This is a genomic window from Streptomyces sp. NPDC006711 (genome assembly GCF_042869775.1).
Classification (GTDB): Bacteria; Actinomycetota; Actinomycetes; order Streptomycetales; family Streptomycetaceae; genus Streptomyces.
Genome location: NZ_JBIAGO010000005.1, coordinates 1 through 21,696 on the forward strand (window position 1 = coordinate 1; position 21,696 = coordinate 21,696).

Below are 21,696 nucleotides of genomic sequence, written 5' to 3' on the forward strand. Positions count from 1 at the left end.
CGAAGTCGTCCGGCACCTCGATCCACGGCGAACACGCACCCAGAGGCGGAAACCGGCAGCTCAAACGCGCCATGTTCCTCTCCGCCTTCGCCTGCATGAACGCCGACCCCGCCTCCCGCACCTACTACGACAGACAAAGAGCCCGCGGGAAAACCCACACCCAGGCCCTCCTCCGCCTCGCCCGCCAACGCGTCAGCGTCCTGTTCGCCATGCTCCGCGACGGCACCTTCTACCAGTCCCGAACCCCCGCCATCACCATCGCCGCATAACCACCCCAAACAGCCCCATACCCGGCACCACGTCCTTGACGAAGGACATAGAGACACCCCCCCCGCGCCCGCCCCGGTCCGCCAGGTTTTTACTGACGCGTAACTTCACTCCCACGCTACCGATGCGTAATTTGGCATGAGCACGCCCCGTACGCACCCAGTACGGCACTCACTTGTGGTCCGGGCCGCAGGGCGAATCCCCCGTCGCAACTCCCTTGAGCCGCAAGGAGATCCCCCGATGCTGCCCTGGAAACGTGTGCTCAGACCGCTGTCCGCGCTCCTGCTCGCCGCCGCGGCCGCGCTCGCCCCGGCCGCCTCCGCGCACGCCCAGTCCGCGCCGAGCAGCGGCTGGAACAACTACTCCTGCAAGCCCTCCGCCGCCCACCCCCGGCCCGTCGTCCTCGTACACGGCACCTTCGGCAACGGCACCGACAACTGGCTGGCCCTCGCCCCGTACCTGGTCGACCGCGGGTACTGCGTCTTCTCCCTCGACTACGGCCAGCTGCCCGGCGTCCCCTTGTTCGACGGCCTCGGCCCCATCGATCAGTCCGCCGCCCAGCTCGCCACCTTCGTCGACAAGGTGCTCGCCGCCACCGGCACGCCCAAGGCCGATCTCGTCGGACACTCCCAGGGCGGCATGATGCCGCGCTGGTACCTGAAGTTCCTCGGCGGCGCCGCCAAGGTCAACGCCCTCGTCGGCATCGCGCCCGACAACCACGGCACCACCCTCGACGGCCTGACCCAGCTCCTGCCGTACTTCCCCGGCGCCGAGAACCTGCTGACCCTCGCCACGCCCGGTCTGGCGGACCAGATCGCCGGCTCTCCCTTCATCACCCGCCTGAACCAGGGCGGCGACACCGTCCCAGGCGTCCACTACACGGTCATCGCGAGCAAGTACGACGAGGTGGTCACCCCCTACCGCACCCAGTTCCTGACCGGCACCGACGTGCGCAACGTCCTCATCCAGGACAAGTGCGCGCTCGACCTCTCCGAACACGTGGCGATGGGCCTCACCGACCGCGTCACCTATCACGAGGTGACCAACGCCCTGGACCCGGCGCACGCCACCCCCACCACCTGCGCATCCGTCGTCGGCTGACGCGCACCACGTGACCACGCGGGCCCGCACCCCCCAACTCCCGGGAGGCGCGGGCCCGTTCGCGCGACTCAGCGACTCAGCGACTCAGCGACTCAACGGCCCGGGCGTCCGGCCGCCGCCCTGCGGCGCAGCGCCGCGAAGAGGGTCACCGCGCCGAGCGTGATCGCGCCGGCGCCCCCGATGGCCAGATACGAGGCGCTGCCGTCGCCCCCGGTCTCGGCGAGCTCGCGCGGGGCGGGCGTCCCGGCCCCGTCCGGCGCGACGGCGTCCGAGACGGCGTCCGGGGCGGCGGCGTTCGCGGGGGCCTCCGGTGTGGCGGCGTTCGAGGGCGCCCCCGGCGGGGTGGAGGCGTGGTGGTGCTGGACCGTCGACTTCGCCGCGCCGGCCGCGATCTCCCGATCGGTGGGCGCCGAGGCCGCGGGCGCCGGGGTGCCCGCCGTGCCGCTGTCCTTGCCGAACACGACGTCGGAGCAGGTGTAGAAGGCCTCGGGGCTGTCCGAACGCTGCCAGATCGAGTAGATCAGGTGGCGCCCCGAACGGGCCGGGATCTTCCCGGTAAAGACATAGTCGCCGCCCCGCATCGGCGGATCGGTGACCTTGAGGAACGGCGTCGGTTCCAGGTCCGACCACGTCAGCGGCTTCGACGGGTCGTAACCGTCCTTGGTGATGTAGAGCGCGAACGAGCCCTTGTGCGGCGCCGTTCCCTTGTAGTGGAAGGTGTGGCTGCCGGCCGACAGCTCGGTGGCCGGCCAGTCGGCGCGCGGCAGGTCGAGACCCTTGTACTTGTCGTTGCCCGCGCCGCACAGCTTGCCGTCCGGGATGATCTGCCTGGACCGGCCGGCGGCGTTCGCCATGTTCACCGCGTTCCAGTCGTACAGGGCCTGCGCGCCACCGGCCGCGACGGCGGCCTTGCACGCCGCCGACCTGGGGTGCTCCGGACCTTCCGCGTAACAGGCCGATACCCGGCTGACCGGATCCGTCATGGAACCGTGGGCGGCGGCCGGTCCGGCGGCGAGCACCGTCAGGGCGAGGGGCGCGACGCCGGCCGCGAAGACGACGGCGGCGGCCCGGCGCCGGCGTGGTCCCCGCTGCCCGAACGCGGTGGAGAGCTGGGGGGAGGTCGTCACGGCGTACTCCTTCAATGGTCATGCGGCGATGGGGGCAATGGTCGTGCGGCGATGGGGGCAATGGTCGTGCGGCGATGGGGGCAATGGTCGTGCGGCGATGGGGATTTCGGACGCCCGCACCGTCCGCACCATCCGCACCGTCCGGCGTCCCGTCCCGCGCTCAGCACGCTAGCCCCGCGATGGTGTGAAATCCCCTGCTGGGAGCGGGTGATGGCGATCCTTATGGCCGCGTTAAGGATCCACTCAGCGGCGATTAAGAACGGGGCGGCCCCCGGCGTACCGTGGCGCGATGAACCATGAGATCCGCCTCGCGAACGCCGACGACGTACCCCGCGTGAAGGAGGTCACCGACGCCGCCTACCACCCCTACATCGAACGCATCGGCGTGGTCCCCGTGCCCATGGAGGCCGACCACGCGGCCGACGTCGCGGCGGGACGGGTCTTCGTCACCGGCGACCCGGTGGTCGGGGTCCTGGTCCTCGTCCCCGAACCCGGCCATCTCTTCCTCGAATCGGTCTCCGTCCACCCGGACGTCAGGGGTACGGGCCTCGGACGCCGGCTGCTGCGCTTCGTGGAAGACCACGCGCGAGAGCTGGGCCTCCTGGAAATCCGGCTCTACACCAACGCGATGATGTGGGAGAACCAGCGGATCTATCCCCGGTACGGGTACGAGCTGGTCGAGCGGCGCGTGGATGGGGTGTACGACCGCCTGCACTACCGCAGGACGCTCACCCCGTGATCCGGCGCGGAGGCGGGCCGGGGCCGATTGTCAGTGGCCGGTGGCAGCATCGGGGCATGGACACCGATTGGGACGAAGCGGCCGCCACTTTCGACGAGGAGCCCGACCACGGGTTGCTCGACCCCGCCGTGCGCGCCGCCTGGGACGAGCGCCTGGGAAGCTGGTTGCCCGAGCATCCGGGGCAGTTGCTCGACCTCGGGTGCGGCACCGGGAGCCTGTCGCTGCTGGCCGCCGCGCGGGGCCACCGGGTGACGGCCGTCGATCTGTCGCCCCGCATGGTCGAGCGGGCCCGGGCGAAGCTCGCCGGCACCGGCGCGCGGGTGCTGACCGGCGACGCGTCGCGGCCACCCGTCGAAGGGGGCGCCTTCGACGTGGTGCTGGCCCGCCACGTGGTGTGGGCCCTGCCCGATCACGAGGCGGTGCTGCGCCACTGGTGGTCCTTGTTGAGGCCGGGCGGCCGGCTCGTCCTGGTCGAGGGGGTGTGGGGCGCCACCGGCATACCCGCCGAGCGCCTGACCGGGGCGCTGGCTCGGCTGAACGCCGTGACGCGCTGCGAACGGCTGTCCGGGGACGCCCGGTTGTGGGGGCGCGAGGTCGATGACGAGCGGTACGCGGTGATCGCCACGGCTGCCGGAGCCTGACGCCGGCCCCGGCACCCCGGGCCCCAGACCCACGCGCCGTCCGGAGAGCCCCCCGAACGGCGCGGGAGCCGCCGACCGCATGCCCCGCGCCACGCGCCCCCCGCGCCTCCCGCGCCACGCGCCTCCCGCGCCACGCGCCCCCCGCGCCTCCCGCGCCACGCGCCCCCCGCGCCACGCGCCCCCCGCGCCACGCGCCCCCCGCGCCACGCGCCCCCCGCGCCACCGCGCCCCAGACCCACGCGCCGGCGAGGGCACCCCCTCCCGAACGGCCCGGGAGCCGCCGACCGCACGCCCCGCGCCTCGCCGCCCCGCGCCCCGCGCCGCCCCGCCCGTACCCCTGCGCCGCCCGCGCCCCGCATCGCCCCCGCCCCCGCGTCAGTCGATGAGCGCCGTGAACCGGCCGAGCTTCGCCAGGAGTTCGAGCTCGTCGAGCGCTTCCACGGCGCGGGCCGCCGCCTCGGGGTCGTGCTCGGCCAGACCGCCGGCGGCGAACTCGTCCTCGTCCAGGCGCAGTACGACGGAGCCGTCCGCCGAGACCCAGAGGTCGAGATCGAGGTCTTCGGCGATGACCTCGCCGCCTTGCACCACGGCGGGCCGGGTGATGTCGCAGTACCAGCCCTTGAGCGAGGCGTCGCCCGCGCGCACCTCCTTCACGGCGTACCAGCGATCGCGCCAGTAGTGCTCGGTGAACACATCGCCCGGCTCGAACCGTACGAAGCCGAAGTCCCGGGTGTTCTCCGTGGCCCAGGGAGCCCGCGCGGTCAGCCGGGTCCCGTCGTCGGACACCACCGACGCCGGGTAACGCAGCTTGGTGCGCCCGGCCTTGACCAGGACGACATGGATGGGGGTGCCGGCCGGCTCGGCGGGGTTCGTGGTCATGGCGTACCTCCGTGGCACACATCGAGGACTGGGGTGCGCACGGTATGCCGGGCCCCGCCGCCCGCGCCTCCCGTTTTCGCCGGGCGACGGGGCGGGGCAGAATCGGGTCGTGACCCTCAAGATCGTGATTGACCAGGGCGCGGCCACCGCGCCGTACGAGCAACTGCGCGCCCAGATCGCCGACCGGGCCCGGTCGGGGAAACTGCCGGTCGGCTACAAACTGCCCACGGTCCGCGGCCTGGCCGAGGAGCTGGGGCTCGCCGCGAACACGGTGGCCAAGGCCTACCGGGCCCTTGAGGCGGACGGGGTCGTGGAGACCCGGGGCCGCAACGGCACGTTCGTCGCGGCGGCGGGGGACGCGTCACAGCGCCTCGCGGCGGCCGCGGCGGCGGCGTACGCGGGGGAGGCCCGCAGGCTGGGACTGGGGCGGGACGCCGCCCGCGCCGCCGTCGAGGACGCGCTGCGGGCGGCCTACGGCGCGTGAACGGGCCGTAGGCCCCGACGGCCCGGCCGCGCGGACGGCCTGCTCACAGATAGAGCCCCGCGTCCGCGCCGGCCCGAGGGTCGGGCACGGACGCGGGCGACGTGCCGCGGCGCAGACCGTACAGCTCGGCCAGGGTCGCGCCGTCGCGGGCCACGCCCTCCTCCGTGCCCAGCCAGCCGACCGCCTCCGTCCGGGTCAGCGGGCCCACCTCGATGCGGGCGAGGCAGCGGCCCGGGCGTACCACCGCCGGGTGCAGGCGTTCAAGGTCCTCGTTGGTCGTGACCCCCACCAGGACGTTGCGGCCCTGGCCCAGCAGGCCGTCGGTCAGATTGAGCAGCCGTGAAAGGGCCTGTCCCGCCGTGTGCTTGGCCTCGCCACGGATCAGCTCGTCGCAGTCCTCGAGGAGCAGCAGCCGCCAACGGCCCTTCGCGCTGCCCTCGTCCTCACCGATCGCGATGTCCATCAGATAGCCGATGTCGTTGAAGAGGCGTTCCGGGTCGAGCACGCAGTCCACCTGGCACCAGTCGCGCCAGGACCTGGCCAGGGTGCGCAGCGCGGAGGTCTTGCCCGTCCCCGGCGGCCCGTGCAGCAGGAGCAGGCGGCCCGCGATGTCGTCCGGCGTCACCTTCATCAGGCGGTCGAGCGCGTCGCCCACCGGCGCGGTGTAGTTGGGCCGCACCTCCTCCCAGGTGCCGGCCGCGATCTGCCGGGTCGTGCGGTGCGGGCCACGGCGCGGCGAGACGTACCAGAAGCCCATCGTGACGTTCTCGGACCGCGGCTCCGGCTCGTCCTCTGCGTCCTCGGTGGCCTGTTTCAGCACCTGCTCCGCCAGTTCCGCGCTGGTCGCGGTCACCGTCACGTCCGCGCCCCTGCTCCAGCGCGAGACCAGGAGCGTCCAGCCCGCGCCCTCGGCGAGCGTCGTGCTGCGGTCGTCGTCGCGGGCGGTCCGCAGCACCTTGGCGGCGGGCGGCAGCAGGCTGACGCCCTTCTTGACCGGGTCGATGGAGGAACTGTGCGAGAACGGCTGCTCGCCCGTGGCGAAGCGGCCGAGGAAGAGCGCGTCGACCACGTCGGCCGGCGAATCGCCGTCGTCCATGGTCAGCCGGATCGGCAGGGCGGCTTCTGGGTTCGCGGACATGGCGCCCATGATCCGGCAACAGGGCCGCCCGCGCATGTGCTTTGTCCGGGTGCGGCCCGCCACTCGGCCTCAGGACCCCACGCCGCGCGTTCCGACAAAGAACGCCATCCATCAACTGCCGCCCGTACGCTGGCCCATGATGGAACGTCACCGTGCGAGCGCCATCCGGGGCGCCGGCGGACCCCGCGGCAGGCACCGGCGCCGGATCCCGGCGATGGCGGTCGCCGTCCTGCTCGCCCTGGCCGGGTGCGACGGTTCAGGCCATGACCTGGGCGAGCCCGGCCCCGGGCGGACCGGGCCGAGCAACACCGACCTCGCGCTCGGCTGGGGCTTCACCCACACCCAGTACAGCGCCGACAGTGGCGCCGACGACGCCGTGGCGCGCGCCCGCCGGCTGCTCGCGGAGCGGGCCCTGCCGCAGAACCAGGCGATCATGGGCTGGGGCGTGGGCAACCCCGAACCGGCGCCCGGCGCCTACGACTTCACCGACCTGGACCGCCGTGTCGCCTACATCCGCTCCACCGGCGCCACCCCCGTCATCACCCTGTGCTGCGCGCCCGACTGGATGAAGGGCGGCCGCCCGGGAGCGGCGGGGACCAACTGGAGCACGCGCTCGCTCGAGACGGCTCCGCTGCCCGCCCACTACGCGGATTTCGCGGCGCTTGCCGCCCGTGTCGCCGAGCGCTATCCGGACGTGCGGCACTTCATCGTGTGGAACGAGTTCAAGGGCTTCTACGACGACACCCGCCGCCGCTGGGACTACGAGGGCTACACCCGGCTCTACAACCAGGTCTACGACGCGCTGAAGAAGGTCGACAAGGCCAATCTGGTCGGCGGCCCCTATCTGGCCATGGACAGCTACGGACCGGGGGACCAGTCGTACGCGTCCGGCCTCAAGGGCCCCTGGGGCTCGGTCGACCAGCGGGTGCTCGACGCCTTCACCTACTGGAACAAGCACAAGGCGGGCGCCGACTTCGTGGTCGTCGACGGCGCCGGCTTCACCCGCGCCGGCCGGCTGCTGCCCGACGCCTTCGCCGCCGCCGACAAGCTCACGGTCGTCAGCGAGTGGGTGCGCGGCGTGAGCGGGCTGCCGCTGTGGTGGGCGGAGTACTACATCGAGCCCGAGGCGTCGGGGTGGAGCGAACAGCGGCGCGTGGCCGCCCAGGCCGTCGCCATGGCCGCCCTGGCGCGCGGCGGCACGAGCACCGCGTTCTACTGGAACCCCGAACAGCGCGGCGGGCCCTGCCCGGGCTGTCTGTGGCGCCCGACCCAACAGGGCGACGGCGGCGCCCCGTTGGCGATGTACGCGCTCATCGCCAAGTTCGCCGAGGCCTTTGCGCCGGGCACCCGCTTCACGGGCGTCGAGGTGACCGCGGGCGCCGACACCGCAGGGCTCCGGACCCTCGCGAGCGCCAAGGACGTCCTCGTCGTCAACACCCTCGACCACGCGGTGGAGGCGAAGGCCGACGGAGCCTCGTTCCCGCTGGCCGCCTACGAGGTGCGCTGGCTACGGCGCTGAGGCTCGGCGCGGCGCAGCACCCCGGACAGCTTCACCGCCGCGACCGCCGCGATCACCGAGAGCCCCGTCACCTCGGCGACACCCACCCCGGTCAGACCGAGGAGACCGAGCAGCACCGGAGTCAGGCCGACCACCAGCACACACAACACGCCCTGGAGCAGGGCGAGTTGGGCGGTCCGGCTGCGCGCCCGCAGTACGGCGAAGTACAGCTCGATCACCACCCGCAGCAGCGCGCCCGCCACCAGCCAGCGCAGCAACGGCGTGGCATGACGGGCGTATCCCGCGCCGAACACCCCGAGGACGCGCGGCGCGAGCACGAACAGGAAGACGCAGACCGGCAGCACGATCCTGGCCATGCGCGCCAGCGCCGCCCGCGCGGCGCCGGCGAGCCGACCGGGATCGTGCGCGCCCTCCACGGTCAGCGACGCGCCCATGTTGATCGCGAGGAGTTCCACGGTGCCGCCGATGGTCGCCGTGATGTAGAAGTACGCGTTCTCGGCCGGACTGATCCGCGAGGCGACGACGACCGGCACCAGATAGACCACGGCCAGCGCGAACAGCGAGCCCGTGCAGTCCCCGGCCAGGAAGCGGCCGAGCTCGCGGGGGCCGGGCGGCCGGGCGCGGTGCGCGGTGAGCGCGGCGTGGCGGGGGATGAGGCGGCAGAAGACCAGCCGGCCAAGCGGCAGGACGGAGACCGCGATCGCCGCCACCCAGGACACGAAGACGCCGCTCGTCGGCAGCGCGGCCGCGATCGCCACCAGCAGGAGCAGTTTGACGGCGGAGAACGCGGTGTTGCCCACCGGCACCCACACCGCGCTGCGCAGCCCGGTGAGCACCCCATCCTGGAGGGTGAGGACCGACCAGGCGATCACCGCCGCGATGAAACCGAGCCCCTTGAACGGGCCGTGCAGGAAACGGTACGAGGGCCCCCAGAAGTCCAGCGTCTCCAGGAAGACCAGCGCCGCCGCGCCGACCACCCCCGCGCTGAGCCCGTAGGCGCGCAGGACGAGACGGCCGGTGGCCGCGCCCGACACCGGGATGAAGCGCGCCATCGCCCCGGTCAGGGTGAGCGCGCTGATCCCGGCGAGGAACTTCATCGCGGCGATCGCCGCCGAGCCCTGGCCGACCGCGTCGTCGCTGTAGTAGCGGGCGGCGATCAGCCAGAAGCCGAGCCCGAGCACCGCGCTGATGCCCGTGTTCAGCATCAGCGCGTAGGCGTTGCGAAAGAGGGGGGCGCCGCGGTCCGGGTCCATGGTCAGGGGCCGCCGAGCGCGCGCCAGGACCGGCGGGCGCCGCGCATCAGGGCGTACCCCTTGGTCAGGGCGCGGTCCTTGGCGAAGACGCGCGCGATGTCGCGTCCTGTCCCGCACAGGAGCCGTTCGAACGTCTCGATGCCGGTGGTGCGCCGGATCGTCACCCGCTCGATGGCGTACGGTCCCTGGCTCCGCTCGGCGAGCGCGTTGCCCACGGCGAGCGCCTGGGCGAACCCCGCCGAGCGCACCGTGCGCCGTACCCGGCGCGTGGAGTAGCCGTAGGGGTAGGCGAACGACACGGGTGCCCGGCCCAGTTCCCCGGCCAGGATCTCCCGGCAGCGCGATGTCTCGGACCACAGCCGCGCGTCGTCGAGCTGGTCCAGCTGGGGATGGCTGTGGCTGTGCCCGCCGATCTCGGTCCCGGCCGCCGCGAGGGCGCGTACCTGGTCCCAGTCGAGCATGGTGTCCAGGGCGCCGCCCATCTCGTGGGCGCCGCGCAGCCAGCCGGTGGAGACGAAGAGCGTGGAGACGAAGCCGTGCCCGGCCAGGACCGGCAGGGCGTGGCGGTGCACCCCTTCGTAACCGTCGTCGAAGGTGATCAGGACGGGGTGGCGCGGCAGCGGCCGGCCCGAACGCCAGGCGTGCGCCAGCTGGGCGGTGGTGAGCGGTGTGCGGCCGAGGCGGGCCAGCAGGTCCATCTGGGCCGCGAAGGCGTCCGGCGTGACCGACAGACCGTGGGCGGCCTCGGCGGGGGAGTGGGACACCGCGTGGTACATGAGGACGGGCACGGGCCCGCTCGGCGTGGCCGTCATGCCGCCTCACCCTCTTCGGGCTCTTCGGGCTCTTCGGCGCGTCCCGCGCGCACGACGGGAGCGACGGTGAAGACCATGGTGCCCCTGCGGGCCCGCAGGGTGCCGACCAGATAGCCGCAGGCCGCCGCCGCGACGCCGGTCACGATCGCGCCCGCGCGCCCCGCGCCCCCGGCCCGCCCGAGCACCGCGTCGCGCGCGCCCCGGGCGACCGCGGCCGGAAGCACCCGGCTCGTGTAGCGGAGCTCGGCCTCAAGCCCCTTGGCGCGCCCGACACTTCGGGCCACCAGCGCCTTGGAGAGCCCTTCCGCGTACGCCCGCGCGCGGAAGTAGCCGAAGCGCTCGCGGACCGCGGGCACCCGGTGGTGGATGACCGCGCGGTCGTCGATGAGCAGCACCGCGCCGGGCAGCGCGCCGCTCAGCCGGATGCACAGCTCCGTCTCCTCGCAGCCGAGCGGGCGCCGGTCGCCGTCGCGGCCGATGCCCGTGGCGAAGCCGCCCGTGGCGTCGAAGGCGCACGCGCGGAAAGAGGCGTTGCCGCCGAGGACGTTGCGCACCGCGACCCGGCCCCTCGGCAGTCCCCGGTAGGTGCAGCCGACGATCCAGTCGAACTCCTCGGGAAACCAGGCGGGTCTGCGCCCCGAGGCCCAGGAGGGCAGGGTGCGGCCGCCGACCGCCATCACCCGGGGGTCCGCGTATCCCTCGGCGAAGTGGCGCAGCCAGTCGCGCTCGGCCACCGCGTCGTCGTCGAGGAAGGCCACGAACTGGCCCCGGGCCTCGGCGATCGCGGTGTTGCGTCCGGCCGAGAGGCCCCGGGGGCCCGCGTTGGCGAGCACCCGTACCTCCCCGGACGCCGCGTGGTCGGCGTACTCCGCACCGAGCCGGGCCAGCAGCCGTTCGTTGTGGTCCACCACGATCAGTGTCTCCAGGGGCGGCAGCGACTGGGCGCGCACCGAGGAGACCGCTGCCAGGATGTCGGTCCAGCGGTCCTCGGTGTACGCGCAGATCACCACCGTGAAGTGACGTTCCGTCAAGAGATGGCTCCTCGGCGCGCGTTGAGGAAGACCGCCTGGGTGCGCCGTAGCGCCCTGGGCACCGCCTTCTCCTTGAGGATCACCTTGAGCACCCGGATGCCGTCGCGCACCGCGCTGAGGTGGGAGACGCCGTGGATGCGGTTGTACTCGTAGCTCGGAACCTCCTGGACGCGCAGTCCCGCCTTGACGATCCGGATGTTGATCAGGGTCTCTATCTCGAATCCGGTGCAGTCCAGCACGATCTTGTCCAGGCAGTGCTTCCAGAAGGCGTTGTAGCCGTAGCAGAGGTCGGTGTAGCGGGCGCCGAACTTGCGGTTGACGATGCCGCACAGCACGGCGTTGCCCAGCCTGCGGATCGGGGTCATGTCGTCGGTGCCGCCGCCGTTGGCGAAGCGGGATCCCTTGGCGAAATCGGCGCCGCCGGCCAGCGCCGAGACATAGCTGACGATCTCGTCGCCGTCGGCCGAGCCGTCCGCGTCGACCATCACGATGATGTCGCCGGTGCAGGCGGCGAAGCCGCTGATCAAGGCGTCACCCTTGCCTTTGCCGACCTGCCTGACGACCTTGACTCCGGGCCACAGTTCGCGCGCGACCCGCACCGTGTCGTCGGTGGAATTGCCGTCGACCAGGACGACTTCATGGATCCAGTCCGGTAGGGAGCCGAACACATGCGGAAGGTTTTCGGCCTCATTCATGGCCGGGATCACGACGCTCACCGGCGGCGCGATCGCGAGATTCGCGGAAACCGGACGATAAGCGGCGGGTATTCGGCTGCTCGCCGGGGCGGATGGCGCGTGAATCGGTGAATTCGCCATTAACTGATCTTGGCCCGTTGTGGCCGGGTGCACGGAAGGAGTCACGATGATTCTCTGTCCCTCTCGTCCGGTGGACCGTCCGCCTCCGGGCGGTCCGGATGGTTTTCCGGTGACGAAAGGGGGGGTTCTCACGCCGGTCATGACGGCATGGCACACCGCACTCTTCGGGTGAGCCGGCTTTCGCCGGCGGCGCGTACCCGTCTCCCGGCTTCGACCAGGCGAGACCGGTTACGGCACCCCCCCACGCGCCCCGCGCCGGAAACCATCGCGGCGCTCGGACCCTCCCCCAGCGCCGCCGTACGTGATGGACCGATGCGAGTGGATGTAGACGGTATTGATGTCCGGGACCGTAGGGCAAGGCCTGAGTAAGGCCTTACTTTCTGGGATTTACGCCGGGCTTTACCGGCCGTGCCCGGATCGGTTCACCCCCGTTCCCCCACGAAATGGAGAATGCCGCGCGCCCGGCGGACAGAGCGCGAGCGGGGCGCGCGAGGCGGCGTCCGGAGTGAAGAGCGCCGGGGCCGCGCCGGTGGCCGAGATGGCCGGCGTCGCTCCCGCGAGGACGGACGGGGGGTCGGCGCCGCGCGCCGCACTCTCCGCCGGTCTGTCACTGATGGTCTGCATTGGCGACGGTTCCCCCCGATGCGCCGGATGCGAGGCTTCAATGTGGCGCAGTCCGGACAGTCGCGTCAAGACGGCACATCACCACGGGCGCAAGGAGTGTGACGGAGCGTCAGCGGAGTGTGGTCCTCCGGTGAAGGATTACCCGCGAGTTGCTGACGGATCACCGGATAAGCACAGATGTCCGTCCGACGTTCTTGGCATGGACACTTCCCGCGACTCGTACCGGCTGGTACCACTGCCGTGGCGGAAAACCCGCTACAAGGAGGTTCCATGAAACTGTCCCGAATCGCGGCTTATGCATGGGCGCTCGTGCTGGCTGCCGCGCTTTCCCTCACCGGGGCCGGCGTGGCAGCGGCGGCAACCCAGGCGGCCGGATCCCACTACGTGGCCCTCGGCGACTCGTACTCCTCCGGTGTCGGCTCCGGGAGTTACGACAGTTCGAGCGGCAGCTGCAAGCGCTCCACCAGGGCCTATCCGGCCTTGTGGGCGGCGGCGCATTCACCCGCCTCGTTCGACTTCACCGCTTGCTCCGGCGCTCGTACGGGTGATGTGACGGCAAGCCAGCTCGGCCCCCTGAGCTCCACCACCGACCTCGTCTCGATCACCATCGGAGGCAACGACGCCGGCTTCTCGGACGTCATGACCAACTGTGTCCTGTACTCGGAGTCCACCTGCCTCAGCAAGGTGGCGGCGGCCCGCGCCTACGTCGACTCGACGCTGCCGGGCCTGCTCGACTCGGTGTACTCGGCGATCAGATCCAAGGCCCCCAACGCCGACGTCGTCGTCATCGGCTACCCGCACTTCTACAAGATCGGCGGCAGTTGCGTCGCCGGTCTCAGCGAGAACTCCCGCTCGGCCATCAACGGCGCCGCCGACGAGCTCAACACGGTGACCGCCAAGCGCGCCGCCGACCACGGCTTCAGCTTCGCCGACGTCGTGGCGGGCTTCACCAACCACGAGATCTGCTCCAGCAGCCCGTGGCTCAACAGCGTCGTATGGACCAACATCGGCGAGTCCTACCACCCGACCGCCGCCGGCCAGTCCGGCGCCTACCTGCCCGCCTTCACCCGCGCCGCCTGATCCGGCGCCCGGTTCCGTGCCGCCCGGAACCACGCGTCCAGGTCCGCCCGTCCGGCGCGTTCGGCCGGCGGGCGTCGGCGCCGAGGAGGGCCCGCTCGTCGGGCTCTCCTCGGCGCACGTCACCCAAGGGGCGCGGCCGCCGCCTCCTTGAACGGCGTCGCGTCGCTCGTGCAAACAGGGGCGCGACACTGCGTGACGACCAAGCGGCAACCTGTCCAACTCGCCCTGGAATCACCTGGATTCGGCGAATCCTCGTCAACACGGCGCCGCGTGAGGTGAATCCCGTCACCGGGATACACGCGTGTGACGCGGGGGCGATAGGGTTACCCTGCCCGGGGCCGGGTGCCCTCGTACGGGTGGGGAGTGACATGGAACAGATAACAGTGCGCAGCAGGGCGCGAGTGCCCGCGATCACCTGCGGAAGCACCGCGACCAGCTCGCGGCTCGACCGCCATCTCTCGGTGCTCGGCGGTCCCGCCGTCCCGCAGCGCGAGGCGGCCGAGGCGACGCTGCTGATGCGCGAGCTGACCTCGCGTGACGTCGCGCACACCCGCGGGAGCAGGACCGCTCGGGTCTCGCTCTTCGCGCCACTGCGGCGGCTGCGCCGCTCGCTCTTCGGCAGCCGCGGCTGAATCCACTCCCGACATCACGCGTACCGCGTTCCGGCGATCACGCCGTCCCGGCGCAGCCCGGCACCCGCTCGTCCGTCATTCCCAGGGCTCGCGGGGCTGCGCGGGGTTCCCTCTCCCCTGGTCCTTCAGGGCGCCTTCAAGGCCCGTGCGGGGCTCGTTCAGGCCTCGGGGAAGGTGCCCCGGGTGTAGTAACTAGCGGCCCGAGTGCGCGTAGCGGCGTATCGCAAGCGGCACGAAGACGGCCAGGAGCAAGGCGCACCAGGCGAGCGAGCCCGCCACCGGGTGGGCGACCGGCCAGGCGGCGCCCTGCGTGGGCGAGGCGTTGCCGCACAGATCCCGGACGGCCGAGGAGAGCGCGCTGATCGGGTTCCACTCGGCGATCGCGCGCAGCCAGCCCGGCAGGTGGTCCGTCGGGATGTAGGCGTTGGAGAGCAGGGGCAGGACGAAGGTCGCCGAGCCCAGCTGTCCCGCCGCCTCCTCGCTGCGGGTGAGCAGGCCGAGGAAGAGCCCCGCCCAGGTGGCCGCGAGGCGGAACAGCAGCAGCAGTCCGAACGCGCCGAGCAGGCCCGGCAGTCCGCGCTCGGCGCGCCAGCCGACCGCGAACCCGACCGCCATCAAGGGGATCGTGCCTGCCGCGTGCGTGAGCAGATCGGCCGCGCTCTGGCCGAGCGGCACCGCGGCCCGGCTCATCGGCAGGGTGCGCAGCCGGTTCATCACCCCTCGGTGGGAGTCCTGGGCGGCCTGGAACATGCCGGTCATCAGGCCGTTGGCGGCGGTCGCCACCAGGAGGCCCGGTACCAGGAAGGCCCGGTAGCGCTCGCCCGGTGTGGCGAGCGCGCTGCCGAAGACGTAGCCGAAGAACAGGAGCATCGTGATCGGCATCGTCTGGGTGAGGATCAGCACGCCGGGCGCGTGCTTGAGGCGCTGGAGCTGGCGGCCGAGCAGTGCGGTGCTGTCGTGGGTGAGCGACGTCATGTCACGGTCTCCTCGCGGGAGTTGGCGGTGTCGGTGAGGCGCAGGAACACCTCGTCGAGGGTGGGCGGGCGCAGGTTCACGTCGAGCAGGGGCACCGAGGCCGCGTCCAGTTCGCGCACGATGCGCGCCACGGTGAGCGTGGGGTCGAGGCAGACGGCGCCCACGGTGCGCCTGACGGGGTCGAGCCGGGGCTCGGCGCCCGTCAACCGGTGCAGGGCGGTGGCTGCTTGGGCCAGCGCGGCCTCACCGGTCACCACGGCCTCGGCGTAGGAGCCGATCCGGGCCTTGAGTTCGGCCGGGGAGCCGGTGGCGGCGGCCCGGCCACGGTCGATCAGGACGATGTCGTCGGCGAGCTGGTCGGCCTCCTCCAGATACTGCGTGGTGAGCAGCACCGTGGCGCCCTGGTCCGCGAGCGCGCGTACGGCGGCCCAGATCTGGTTGCGGCTGTGGGGGTCGAGGCCGGTGGTGGGCTCGTCGAGGAACAGCACCCGGGGGCGGGTGAGCAGGCTCGCCGCGAGGTCGAGGCGGCGGCGCATGCCGCCCGAGTAGGTGCCGGCGGCCCGGTCCGCCGCGTCCGCGAGACCGAACTCGGCCAGGAGTCCGTCGGCGCGGGCGCGCCCCGTGGCGCCGCGCATGCCGTGCAGCTTGGCGAACAGGCGCAGGTTCTGGCGCCCGGTGAGTTCGATGTCGACCGAGGTGGACTGGCCGGTGACGCCGATGTGCCGGCGCACCGCGTCCTGCTCGCGCACCACGTCGTACCCGGCCACTCGGGCCGATCCGCCGTCCGGCGCGAGCAGCGTCGTCAACAGCCCCACCGCCGTCGTCTTGCCCGCCCCGTTGGGGCCGAGGATCCCGCAGACGGTGCCCTCGGCCACCGCGAGATCGAGCCCGCGCAGCGCGTGGACGTCGGCGAACCGCTTCTCCAGACCTTCACTAAGTACAGCGTACGTAGTTGTCATACGGCTCACCATAGCGCACTACGTACGGCGTACGTAACTACGATGGTGAGCGAGGTGATGATCCATGGCAGGGCGACCTGCTGAACCAGAAGTGATCTGGGCGCGCCCCGAGCGCGCCGGACGGGGCCCGAGGCCCGCATTCAGCCGTGCCGACATCGCGGCCGCCGCCGTGCGCGTCGCGGACGCGGAGGGCATCGACGGGGTCTCCATGCGCCATGTCGCTGCCGAACTGGGCTGCGGAACGATGTCGCTGTACAACTACGTGCCGCGCAAGGAGGACCTGTACGAGCTGATGGTGGACGCGGTCAGCGCCGAGTACGACCTGAGTGCCCCGACGGGCGACTGGAAGGCCGACATGATGGCCCTCGCCCATCAGACCCGGGCGCTGATGCACCGCCACCCCTGGGTGCCCCGCCTGATGTCCCCGGTCTACGGCTTCAGCCCGAACGCCCTGCGGTACCTGGAGCACTGCATGACGGTCCTGGACCCGCTGGAGGCGACGTACGGCACCAAGATGGAGCTGATCGCCTCCGTCAACGGCGTCGTCACCACCTACGTCGCCAACGAGATCGCCACCGCCGAACGGACCCGCTCACTGCCCTGGTCCCCGGAGCAGGAGCAGGGCGTGCGGATCGCCTACCTCTTCAGCCAGGTCGCCACCGGCCGCTATCCGCGCCTGGCCGCCGCCTTCACCGAGGACTCGGGCCCCATCGACCTGGACGCGGTCTTCGAGCGGGCCCTGGCCAGGACCATCGGCGCCTTCGACAAGTGAGGGGCCGCGGGGGCGGATTTCCGGCGCGGCCCCGGTCGGGGGAGGATGGCCCCATGACCGAGATCCGCACCCCCCGCCTCCTGCTGCGCCGCTGGACCGACGACGACCTCGTCCCCATGGCGGAGATCAACGCCGACCCCGAGGTCATGCGCTACATCGGCGACGGCTCGGTGCGCGACCTGGACCGCACCGCCGCCGACATCGAGCGCTGGGAGGAGGAGTGGGACGACGAGGGCTTCGGGCTCTTCGCCGTCGAGCTCCTGGGCTCCGGCGAGATGATCGGCTTCACGGGTCTTTCCGTGCCCCACTTCCTGCCCGAGGTCTCCCACGAGGTGGAGATCGGCTGGCGGCTCGGCCGGCCCTTCTGGGGCCAGGGCTACGCCTCGGAGGCCGCGCACGCCGCCTTGGAGTTCGCCCTCCAGGACCGCGGGCTCGGCCGCGTCATCAGCATCTCCCGGATGGGCAACGACGCCTCGGAGAACGTGATGCGCAAGCTCGGGATGAAGCTGGAGCGCGAGACGGTCCACCCGCAGTTCGGGCACGCCCTGAACATCCACTCCATCGACCTGACCGAGTACGAGGCCTGATCCGGGCGGCCCGCGTCCCGCCGAGCGGCCGGGGCGTCAGACGAGGGCGAACTGTCCGCCCGGGCCCTCCTCGTGGTGGTCGAACACGGAGGCCGGACGCCGTGCGGCGTCCGCCACCGGCAGCACCCCGGCCGCCCGCAGGTCCGTGCGTGTCAGGTGCGGCCCCGCCGTCAACTCGGCCTGCTGCGGGGCGAGTTCGGCCAGCAGCGCGAGCACCGTGATCAGTTCGAGCAGGTCCGAGGTCCACTCCTGGGGCCAGGCCGAGGGCCCGACGGCGGCGAGCGTGCCCGGCTCGGCGGGCTCCGTGCGCCGCTGGAACCACCACGGCAGCAGCCGCACCCCGCCCGCCTCGAACTCCCAGGCCGAGTCCGGCACCGGCGCGATCCGTCCCTCGTCGCCCACGCGCAGGGCGTCCTCGGCGGCGTCGTAGCGCAGCTGTTCCGGTCGGGCCGGCAGCGCGGCCCGCACATAGGGACGGCGCCCGCCGGGCAGCCGGGGCTTGTCGCCGCCGCGTGCCCCGCGCGTCATCACGGCGGTCATCCGGTGGCCCAGCGCCACGCCCGCGCACCACAGGCGGGGATCGCGCGGCAGCGCCACCGCGCACCCCGCCGGGCCCGCCCGCCCCGCCGCCACCGCCCAGGCCAGCACATCGGGCGCGGTGACCTCGACGGCGTACGTCGTGGACAGGAGGGCGAGCAGGCCCGGCGCGAGGTTCGGTTCGAGGCCGCCGGGGCGGCGGTACAGGGGGCGGACGCGGCCCGGGCGCCCGGTGGGGGAGCGGCCGTCGGGCAGCGCGGCCGAGACGGTCAGGGCCGGCCCCGGGGTCTTCGGGGCGTACGCCTGCTCCACCGCGAAGAGCTGGCGCTCGTCCGCCACCCGCCACAGCTCCGGGCGGGCCGCGTCGATCAGGCGCTGGTCCGCGAGGAGCCACTGCTCGTCGAAGGGCCCGTACCGCAGGCGGACCGGCCGGGGGCAGGCGCCGCGCTCACGGGCGAGCGGCCCGGTGCCGCCGGTCCGGCCGGGCAGGGCGGCGGCGGGGGAGGAGAGCGTACGGGAGCGGGTCGGCGCGAACAGCCGCTCCCGCTCGGCCCCTTCGGAGCGTACGAGCAGGTCCCAGCGGGCGCGCAGGGTCTGCTCGTCCGGCGCCACCACCCAGTCGCGTCCGAGCCGCAGCGGGGCCACCGACCAGGGCATGAGGTCGTCGAGGAGAGGCACGTCATCGCTCACGCCCAGCATGCTAGTGACGATGACGCGCCCGTATCAGCGGGCCTCGACCGTCATCGAGAACGAGAACCGGTCGCCGCGGTAGTGGATCCGGGCCACGTCCACGACCCGGCCGCTCCCGTCGTAGGTGACCCCCGTGTAGTGCAGGATCGGCGAGAGCAGCGGCACCCTGAGCAGGCCGGCGGTGACGGGGTCGGCGAGGCGGGCCTCCACCGTGTCCGTGATGCGCGCGATGTCCACCCCGACCGCGTCCCGCAGCACCTTGGTCATCGGCCAGCGCTCCAGATCGGCCAGCTCGATGGCGGCGGCGATCTTCGGACGCACCGCGTTGTACGCCCAGTTGGTCGGCTCGCCGCTCTCGTCGCAGCGCAGCCGCCGGTAGGCCACGACCTCGGCGCAGTCCGGGAAGTGCTCGGCCAGATCGCCGGGCACCGCCTCGGGGCCGTGGCCGAGGATCGTGGTGCGCTCGCCCGACTGCTGGGCCACGATCGCGTCGATCGAGCCGAGCAGCCGCACCGGGGAGGCCCGCCGGGCCGAGGGCTCGATGAACGTGCCGCGCCGCCGGTGCCTGCTGATCAGGCCCTCCTCCTCCAGCTCCTTGAGCGCCTGACGCATCGTCAGAACGCTCACCCCGTAGTGCGTCGCCAGCTGCTCCTCGGTGGGCAGGCGCAGCGAGGCGTCGGGGGTGCGCCCCAGTATCGAGGCGCGCAGTGACTGGGACACCTGGTACCAGAGCGGGAGCTTCCGGTTCAGGACCAGCGAGTCGGGTGCGAAGGAGGAGGTCACAGGGATTCCGTATCAGGCGGTGCTCAGGAGCGGAAGTGGCGCTGAAGACCCTGCCACACGTCGTCGTAGCCCCGCTGGAGGTGGTCCGCCGTCGCCGCCTGGCCGGTCGCGGTGACCGGCCAGCGCGTCTCGAACATGAAGGCAAGGCCGTCGTCGATCTTCTGCGGCTTCAGCTCGGCGGCGCTCGCGCGGTCGAAGGTCTCCCGGTCGGGGCCGTGCGCGGACATCATGTTGTGCAGCGAGCCGCCGCCCGGCACGAAGCCCCCTTCACCGGCAGTTTTCGCGTCGTACGCGCCCTCGATCAGGCCCATGTACTCGCTCATCACATTGCGGTGGAAGTACGGCGGGCGGAACGTGTCCTCGCCCACCAGCCAGCGCGGTGCGAACACCACGAAATCGACGCCGGCCAGGCCCGGGGTGTCGGACGGCGAGGTGAGCACGGTGAAGATCGAGGGGTCGGGGTGGTCGTAGCTGATGCTGCCGATGACATTGAAGGTGCGCAGGTCGTAGACGTACGGCGTGTGACTGCCGTGCCAGGCCACGACGTCGAGGGGGGAGTGGTCGTAGGTCGCGCTCCAGAGGTTGCCGCAGAACTTGTTGACCACCTCGACGGGCCCCTCGTGGTCCTCGTACGCGGCGAGCGGGGCGCGGAAGTCGCGTGCGTTGGCCAGGCCGTTGGCGCCGATCGGGCCGAGCTCGGGCAGTTCGAAGGGCCGCCCGTAGTTCTCGCAGACGTAGCCGCGGGCGCTCTCGTCCAGGAGCTCGACCCGGAAGCGCACGCCGCGCGGGATCAGGGCGACCTCGCCGGGGTGGGCGGCGAGCAGGCCGAGCTCGGTGCGCAGGAGCAGGCCGCCGCGCTCGGGGACGATCAACAGCTCACCGTCCGCGTCGCTGAACACCCGTGATTCCATCGAGGCGTTGGCGTGGTAGAGGTGCACGGCCATGCCCGTGCGCTGCGTCGCGTCGCCGTTGCCGCCGAGCGTCCACAGGCCGGCCAGCCAGTCGGTGCCCGCCGGGGGCTCGGGCAGCGGGTTCCAGCGCAGCCGGTTGGGGTCGGGCACGGTCTCGGTGAAGGGCGCCGTGCGCAGATGGCCGTTGTCGGCGCGGGTGAAGGGCGGGTGCGCGGCCGATGGCCGGATCCGGTACAGCCAGGAGCGGTGGTTGTGCGCGCGGGGCTCGGTGAAGGCGGACCCGCTCAACTGCTCCGCGTACAGGCCGAGCGGGGCGCGCTGGGGTGCGTTGCGGCCGTGCGGGAGGGCGCCGGGGACCGCCTCCGAGCTGTGCTCATTGCCGAAGCCGCGGGAGTAGCCGAGGCTTTCCGCGGTCTTCCGCGCCTGTCCGCCGGTAGGTGTCGTCATCGTGCGCTCTCCTGCTGCCGTGCCGGAATCCTATGCTCAACCGTAGGATTACGATGCGGTCGCGTCAACGGCAAAACCGGCCGCCCGGGGGATGATGGGCGGGTGTCTCCTGCTCCTGATCTCCACGCGAACCTCCGCCGGACGCCCGTGCAGCAGCGCAGCGCCGAGCGGCTGTCCCGGATACTCGACGCCTGCGCCGAACTCCTGGACGAAACCGGTTACGAAGACCTCTCCACGCGGGCCGTGGCCCAGCGCGCGGGCGTGCCCATCGGCTCGGTCTACCGTTTCTTCCCCAACAAGCGCGCCATGGCCGAGGCGCTGGCAGCCCGCAACCTCGACCGGTACGCCGGCATGATCAACGCGCGCCTCGCGACGATCGAGGCGGCCGACTGGCGGGGCGCGGTGGACGCGGTCCTGGACGAATACCTCGTCCTGAAACAGACGGTGCCCGGGTTCAACCTGGTCGACTTCGGCGGCCCCCAGCCGGTGCCCGACCCGGACGCCGACGCCAACCACCTCCTGGCCGCGCGCCTGGCCGAACTCCTGCCCGCGCAGTTCGGCCGCACTCTGGACGCGGATCTGCGCCGCACGATCCTGGTCGCGGTGGAGGCGGCCGACGCCACCCTGCGCCTGGCCTTCCGCACGGATCCGCAGGGCGACCCGGCCATCGTCGCCGAAACCCGCCAGCTCCTGCACGCCTACCTCGCCCGCACCCTGGACTGAGGGCGCGCGGGGCCTCCCGCGCCTGCCTACCGGTCGGTATGCGCCCAGGGCCCGCGCGTTGCCGTCAGGGGCGCGCCCGGCGCCGCTCGTCGAGGGCGGCGAGCAGCCGGGGCCCGCGTGACCTGGAGTTTTGCTCGTATTGCTCAGGTGTCAACGTCTTGTTAAGGCCA

The 21,696-nt window shown here is 72.4% G+C and carries 22 protein-coding genes and 1 pseudogene; 11 read left to right on the plus strand and 12 right to left on the minus strand.

What is annotated here, in order from left to right; all coding sequences use genetic code 11:
* A partial coding sequence (locus ACFYM2_RS12730) for a transposase (protein ID WP_388835821.1) occupies positions 1-269 on the plus strand: 269 nt, incomplete at its 5' end.
* Positions 270-507: 238 nt separating this feature from the next.
* The gene (locus tag ACFYM2_RS12735; protein ID WP_388835824.1) at positions 508-1,368 is read left to right on the plus strand and encodes an esterase/lipase family protein; all 861 of its coding nucleotides are present in this window, start codon (positions 508-510) and stop codon (positions 1,366-1,368) included.
* 92 nt (positions 1,369-1,460) lie between these two features.
* Here ACFYM2_RS12735 and ACFYM2_RS12740 read toward each other — a convergent pair whose 3' ends face one another.
* Positions 1,461-2,495, minus strand: a complete 1,035-nt coding sequence (locus ACFYM2_RS12740) for a lytic polysaccharide monooxygenase (protein WP_388835827.1) — start codon at positions 2,493-2,495, stop codon at positions 1,461-1,463.
* 289 nt (positions 2,496-2,784) lie between these two features.
* Between ACFYM2_RS12740 and ACFYM2_RS12745 the strand changes: the two genes are divergently transcribed.
* Entirely contained in the window at positions 2,785-3,234 is a 450-nt protein-coding gene (locus tag ACFYM2_RS12745) for a GNAT family N-acetyltransferase (protein ID WP_388835830.1), read from the plus strand.
* A 56-nt stretch (positions 3,235-3,290) separates the two neighbouring features.
* Entirely contained in the window at positions 3,291-3,875 is a 585-nt protein-coding gene (locus tag ACFYM2_RS12750; protein ID WP_388835834.1) for a class I SAM-dependent methyltransferase, read from the plus strand.
* Between the two features lie 375 nt (positions 3,876-4,250).
* On the opposite strand, the gene ACFYM2_RS12755 is transcribed toward ACFYM2_RS12750, so the two are convergent.
* Positions 4,251-4,754, minus strand: a complete 504-nt coding sequence (locus ACFYM2_RS12755) for a DUF402 domain-containing protein (RefSeq protein WP_388835837.1) — start codon at positions 4,752-4,754, stop codon at positions 4,251-4,253.
* A gap of 109 nt (positions 4,755-4,863) precedes the next feature.
* On the opposite strand from ACFYM2_RS12755, the gene ACFYM2_RS12760 reads away from it, so the two are divergent.
* Positions 4,864-5,238 carry a GntR family transcriptional regulator gene (locus ACFYM2_RS12760; RefSeq protein ID WP_350229527.1) on the plus strand — a complete coding sequence of 125 codons (375 nt, stop codon included), beginning with the start codon at positions 4,864-4,866 and terminating at the stop codon, positions 5,236-5,238.
* Between the two features lie 43 nt (positions 5,239-5,281).
* Here ACFYM2_RS12760 and ACFYM2_RS12765 read toward each other — a convergent pair whose 3' ends face one another.
* On the minus strand, positions 5,282-6,412 hold the full coding sequence (locus ACFYM2_RS12765; protein ID WP_388835840.1) for a DUF5925 domain-containing protein: 1,131 nt from the start codon (positions 6,410-6,412) through the stop codon (positions 5,282-5,284).
* A gap of 103 nt (positions 6,413-6,515) precedes the next feature.
* Between ACFYM2_RS12765 and ACFYM2_RS12770 the strand changes: the two genes are divergently transcribed.
* Entirely contained in the window at positions 6,516-7,895 is a 1,380-nt protein-coding gene (locus tag ACFYM2_RS12770; protein ID WP_388835843.1) for a xylan 1,4-beta-xylosidase, read from the plus strand.
* A 5-nt stretch (positions 7,896-7,900) separates the two neighbouring features.
* On the opposite strand, the pseudogene ACFYM2_RS12775 reads toward ACFYM2_RS12770, so the two are convergent.
* The 4 genes and pseudogenes from ACFYM2_RS12775 to ACFYM2_RS12790 form a co-directional block, all read right to left on the minus strand.
* A pseudogene (locus ACFYM2_RS12775) lies at positions 7,901-9,148 on the minus strand (lipopolysaccharide biosynthesis protein); the annotation flags it as partial.
* Between the two features lie 2 nt (positions 9,149-9,150).
* Positions 9,151-9,960, minus strand: coding sequence for a polysaccharide deacetylase family protein (locus tag ACFYM2_RS12780; protein ID WP_359001301.1), 810 nt, complete (start codon positions 9,958-9,960; stop codon positions 9,151-9,153).
* Positions 9,957-10,991, minus strand: coding sequence for a glycosyltransferase family 2 protein (locus ACFYM2_RS12785; RefSeq protein WP_388835847.1), 1,035 nt, complete (start codon positions 10,989-10,991; stop codon positions 9,957-9,959). The genes ACFYM2_RS12780 and ACFYM2_RS12785 overlap by 4 nt, the downstream gene beginning before the upstream one ends.
* Positions 10,988-11,806, minus strand: a complete 819-nt coding sequence (locus ACFYM2_RS12790) for a glycosyltransferase family 2 protein (RefSeq protein ID WP_359001295.1) — start codon at positions 11,804-11,806, stop codon at positions 10,988-10,990. Before ACFYM2_RS12790 ends, ACFYM2_RS12785 begins: the two co-directional genes overlap by 4 nt.
* Before the next feature lie 894 nt (positions 11,807-12,700).
* Here ACFYM2_RS12790 and ACFYM2_RS12795 point away from each other — a divergent pair.
* Positions 12,701-13,510 carry an SGNH/GDSL hydrolase family protein gene (locus ACFYM2_RS12795; RefSeq protein ID WP_359001292.1) on the plus strand — a complete coding sequence of 270 codons (810 nt, stop codon included), beginning with the start codon at positions 12,701-12,703 and terminating at the stop codon, positions 13,508-13,510.
* Positions 13,511-13,878: 368 nt separating this feature from the next.
* The gene (locus ACFYM2_RS12800; protein ID WP_350229520.1) at positions 13,879-14,142 is read left to right on the plus strand and encodes a hypothetical protein; all 264 of its coding nucleotides are present in this window, start codon (positions 13,879-13,881) and stop codon (positions 14,140-14,142) included.
* A gap of 192 nt (positions 14,143-14,334) precedes the next feature.
* Here ACFYM2_RS12800 and ACFYM2_RS12805 read toward each other — a convergent pair whose 3' ends face one another.
* Entirely contained in the window at positions 14,335-15,117 is a 783-nt protein-coding gene (locus tag ACFYM2_RS12805) for an ABC transporter permease (protein WP_359001289.1), read from the minus strand.
* Complete coding sequence (locus tag ACFYM2_RS12810) at positions 15,114-16,076, minus strand: ATP-binding cassette domain-containing protein (RefSeq protein WP_388835850.1); 963 nt, start codon at positions 16,074-16,076, stop codon at positions 15,114-15,116. The genes ACFYM2_RS12805 and ACFYM2_RS12810 overlap by 4 nt, the downstream gene beginning before the upstream one ends.
* Positions 16,077-16,140: 64 nt before the next feature.
* Between ACFYM2_RS12810 and ACFYM2_RS12815 the strand changes: the two genes are divergently transcribed.
* Positions 16,141-16,848 carry a TetR/AcrR family transcriptional regulator C-terminal domain-containing protein gene (locus ACFYM2_RS12815; protein WP_388835853.1) on the plus strand — a complete coding sequence of 236 codons (708 nt, stop codon included), beginning with the start codon at positions 16,141-16,143 and terminating at the stop codon, positions 16,846-16,848.
* Between the two features lie 53 nt (positions 16,849-16,901).
* Positions 16,902-17,435 (plus strand): GNAT family N-acetyltransferase, encoded by a 534-nt coding sequence (locus ACFYM2_RS12820; protein ID WP_350229516.1) that lies wholly within the window; start codon positions 16,902-16,904, stop codon positions 17,433-17,435.
* A 36-nt stretch (positions 17,436-17,471) separates the two neighbouring features.
* On the opposite strand, the gene ACFYM2_RS12825 is transcribed toward ACFYM2_RS12820, so the two are convergent.
* Genes ACFYM2_RS12825 through hmgA form a run of 3 tightly spaced genes read right to left on the minus strand, consistent with a single transcriptional unit; the run spans position 17,472 to position 20,803 of the window.
* On the minus strand, positions 17,472-18,671 hold the full coding sequence (locus tag ACFYM2_RS12825; RefSeq protein WP_388458904.1) for a type ISP restriction/modification enzyme: 1,200 nt from the start codon (positions 18,669-18,671) through the stop codon (positions 17,472-17,474).
* A 24-nt stretch (positions 18,672-18,695) separates the two neighbouring features.
* On the minus strand, positions 18,696-19,445 hold the full coding sequence (locus tag ACFYM2_RS12830; protein ID WP_359001276.1) for a GntR family transcriptional regulator: 750 nt from the start codon (positions 19,443-19,445) through the stop codon (positions 18,696-18,698).
* A 23-nt stretch (positions 19,446-19,468) separates the two neighbouring features.
* Positions 19,469-20,803, minus strand: a complete 1,335-nt coding sequence (gene hmgA, locus ACFYM2_RS12835; RefSeq protein ID WP_388835856.1) for a homogentisate 1,2-dioxygenase — start codon at positions 20,801-20,803, stop codon at positions 19,469-19,471.
* Between the two features lie 147 nt (positions 20,804-20,950).
* Here hmgA and ACFYM2_RS12840 point away from each other — a divergent pair, with 147 nt between their 5' ends.
* Positions 20,951-21,526 (plus strand): TetR family transcriptional regulator, encoded by a 576-nt coding sequence (locus ACFYM2_RS12840; RefSeq protein ID WP_388458907.1) that lies wholly within the window; start codon positions 20,951-20,953, stop codon positions 21,524-21,526.
* Positions 21,527-21,696: the final 170 nt, after the last annotated feature.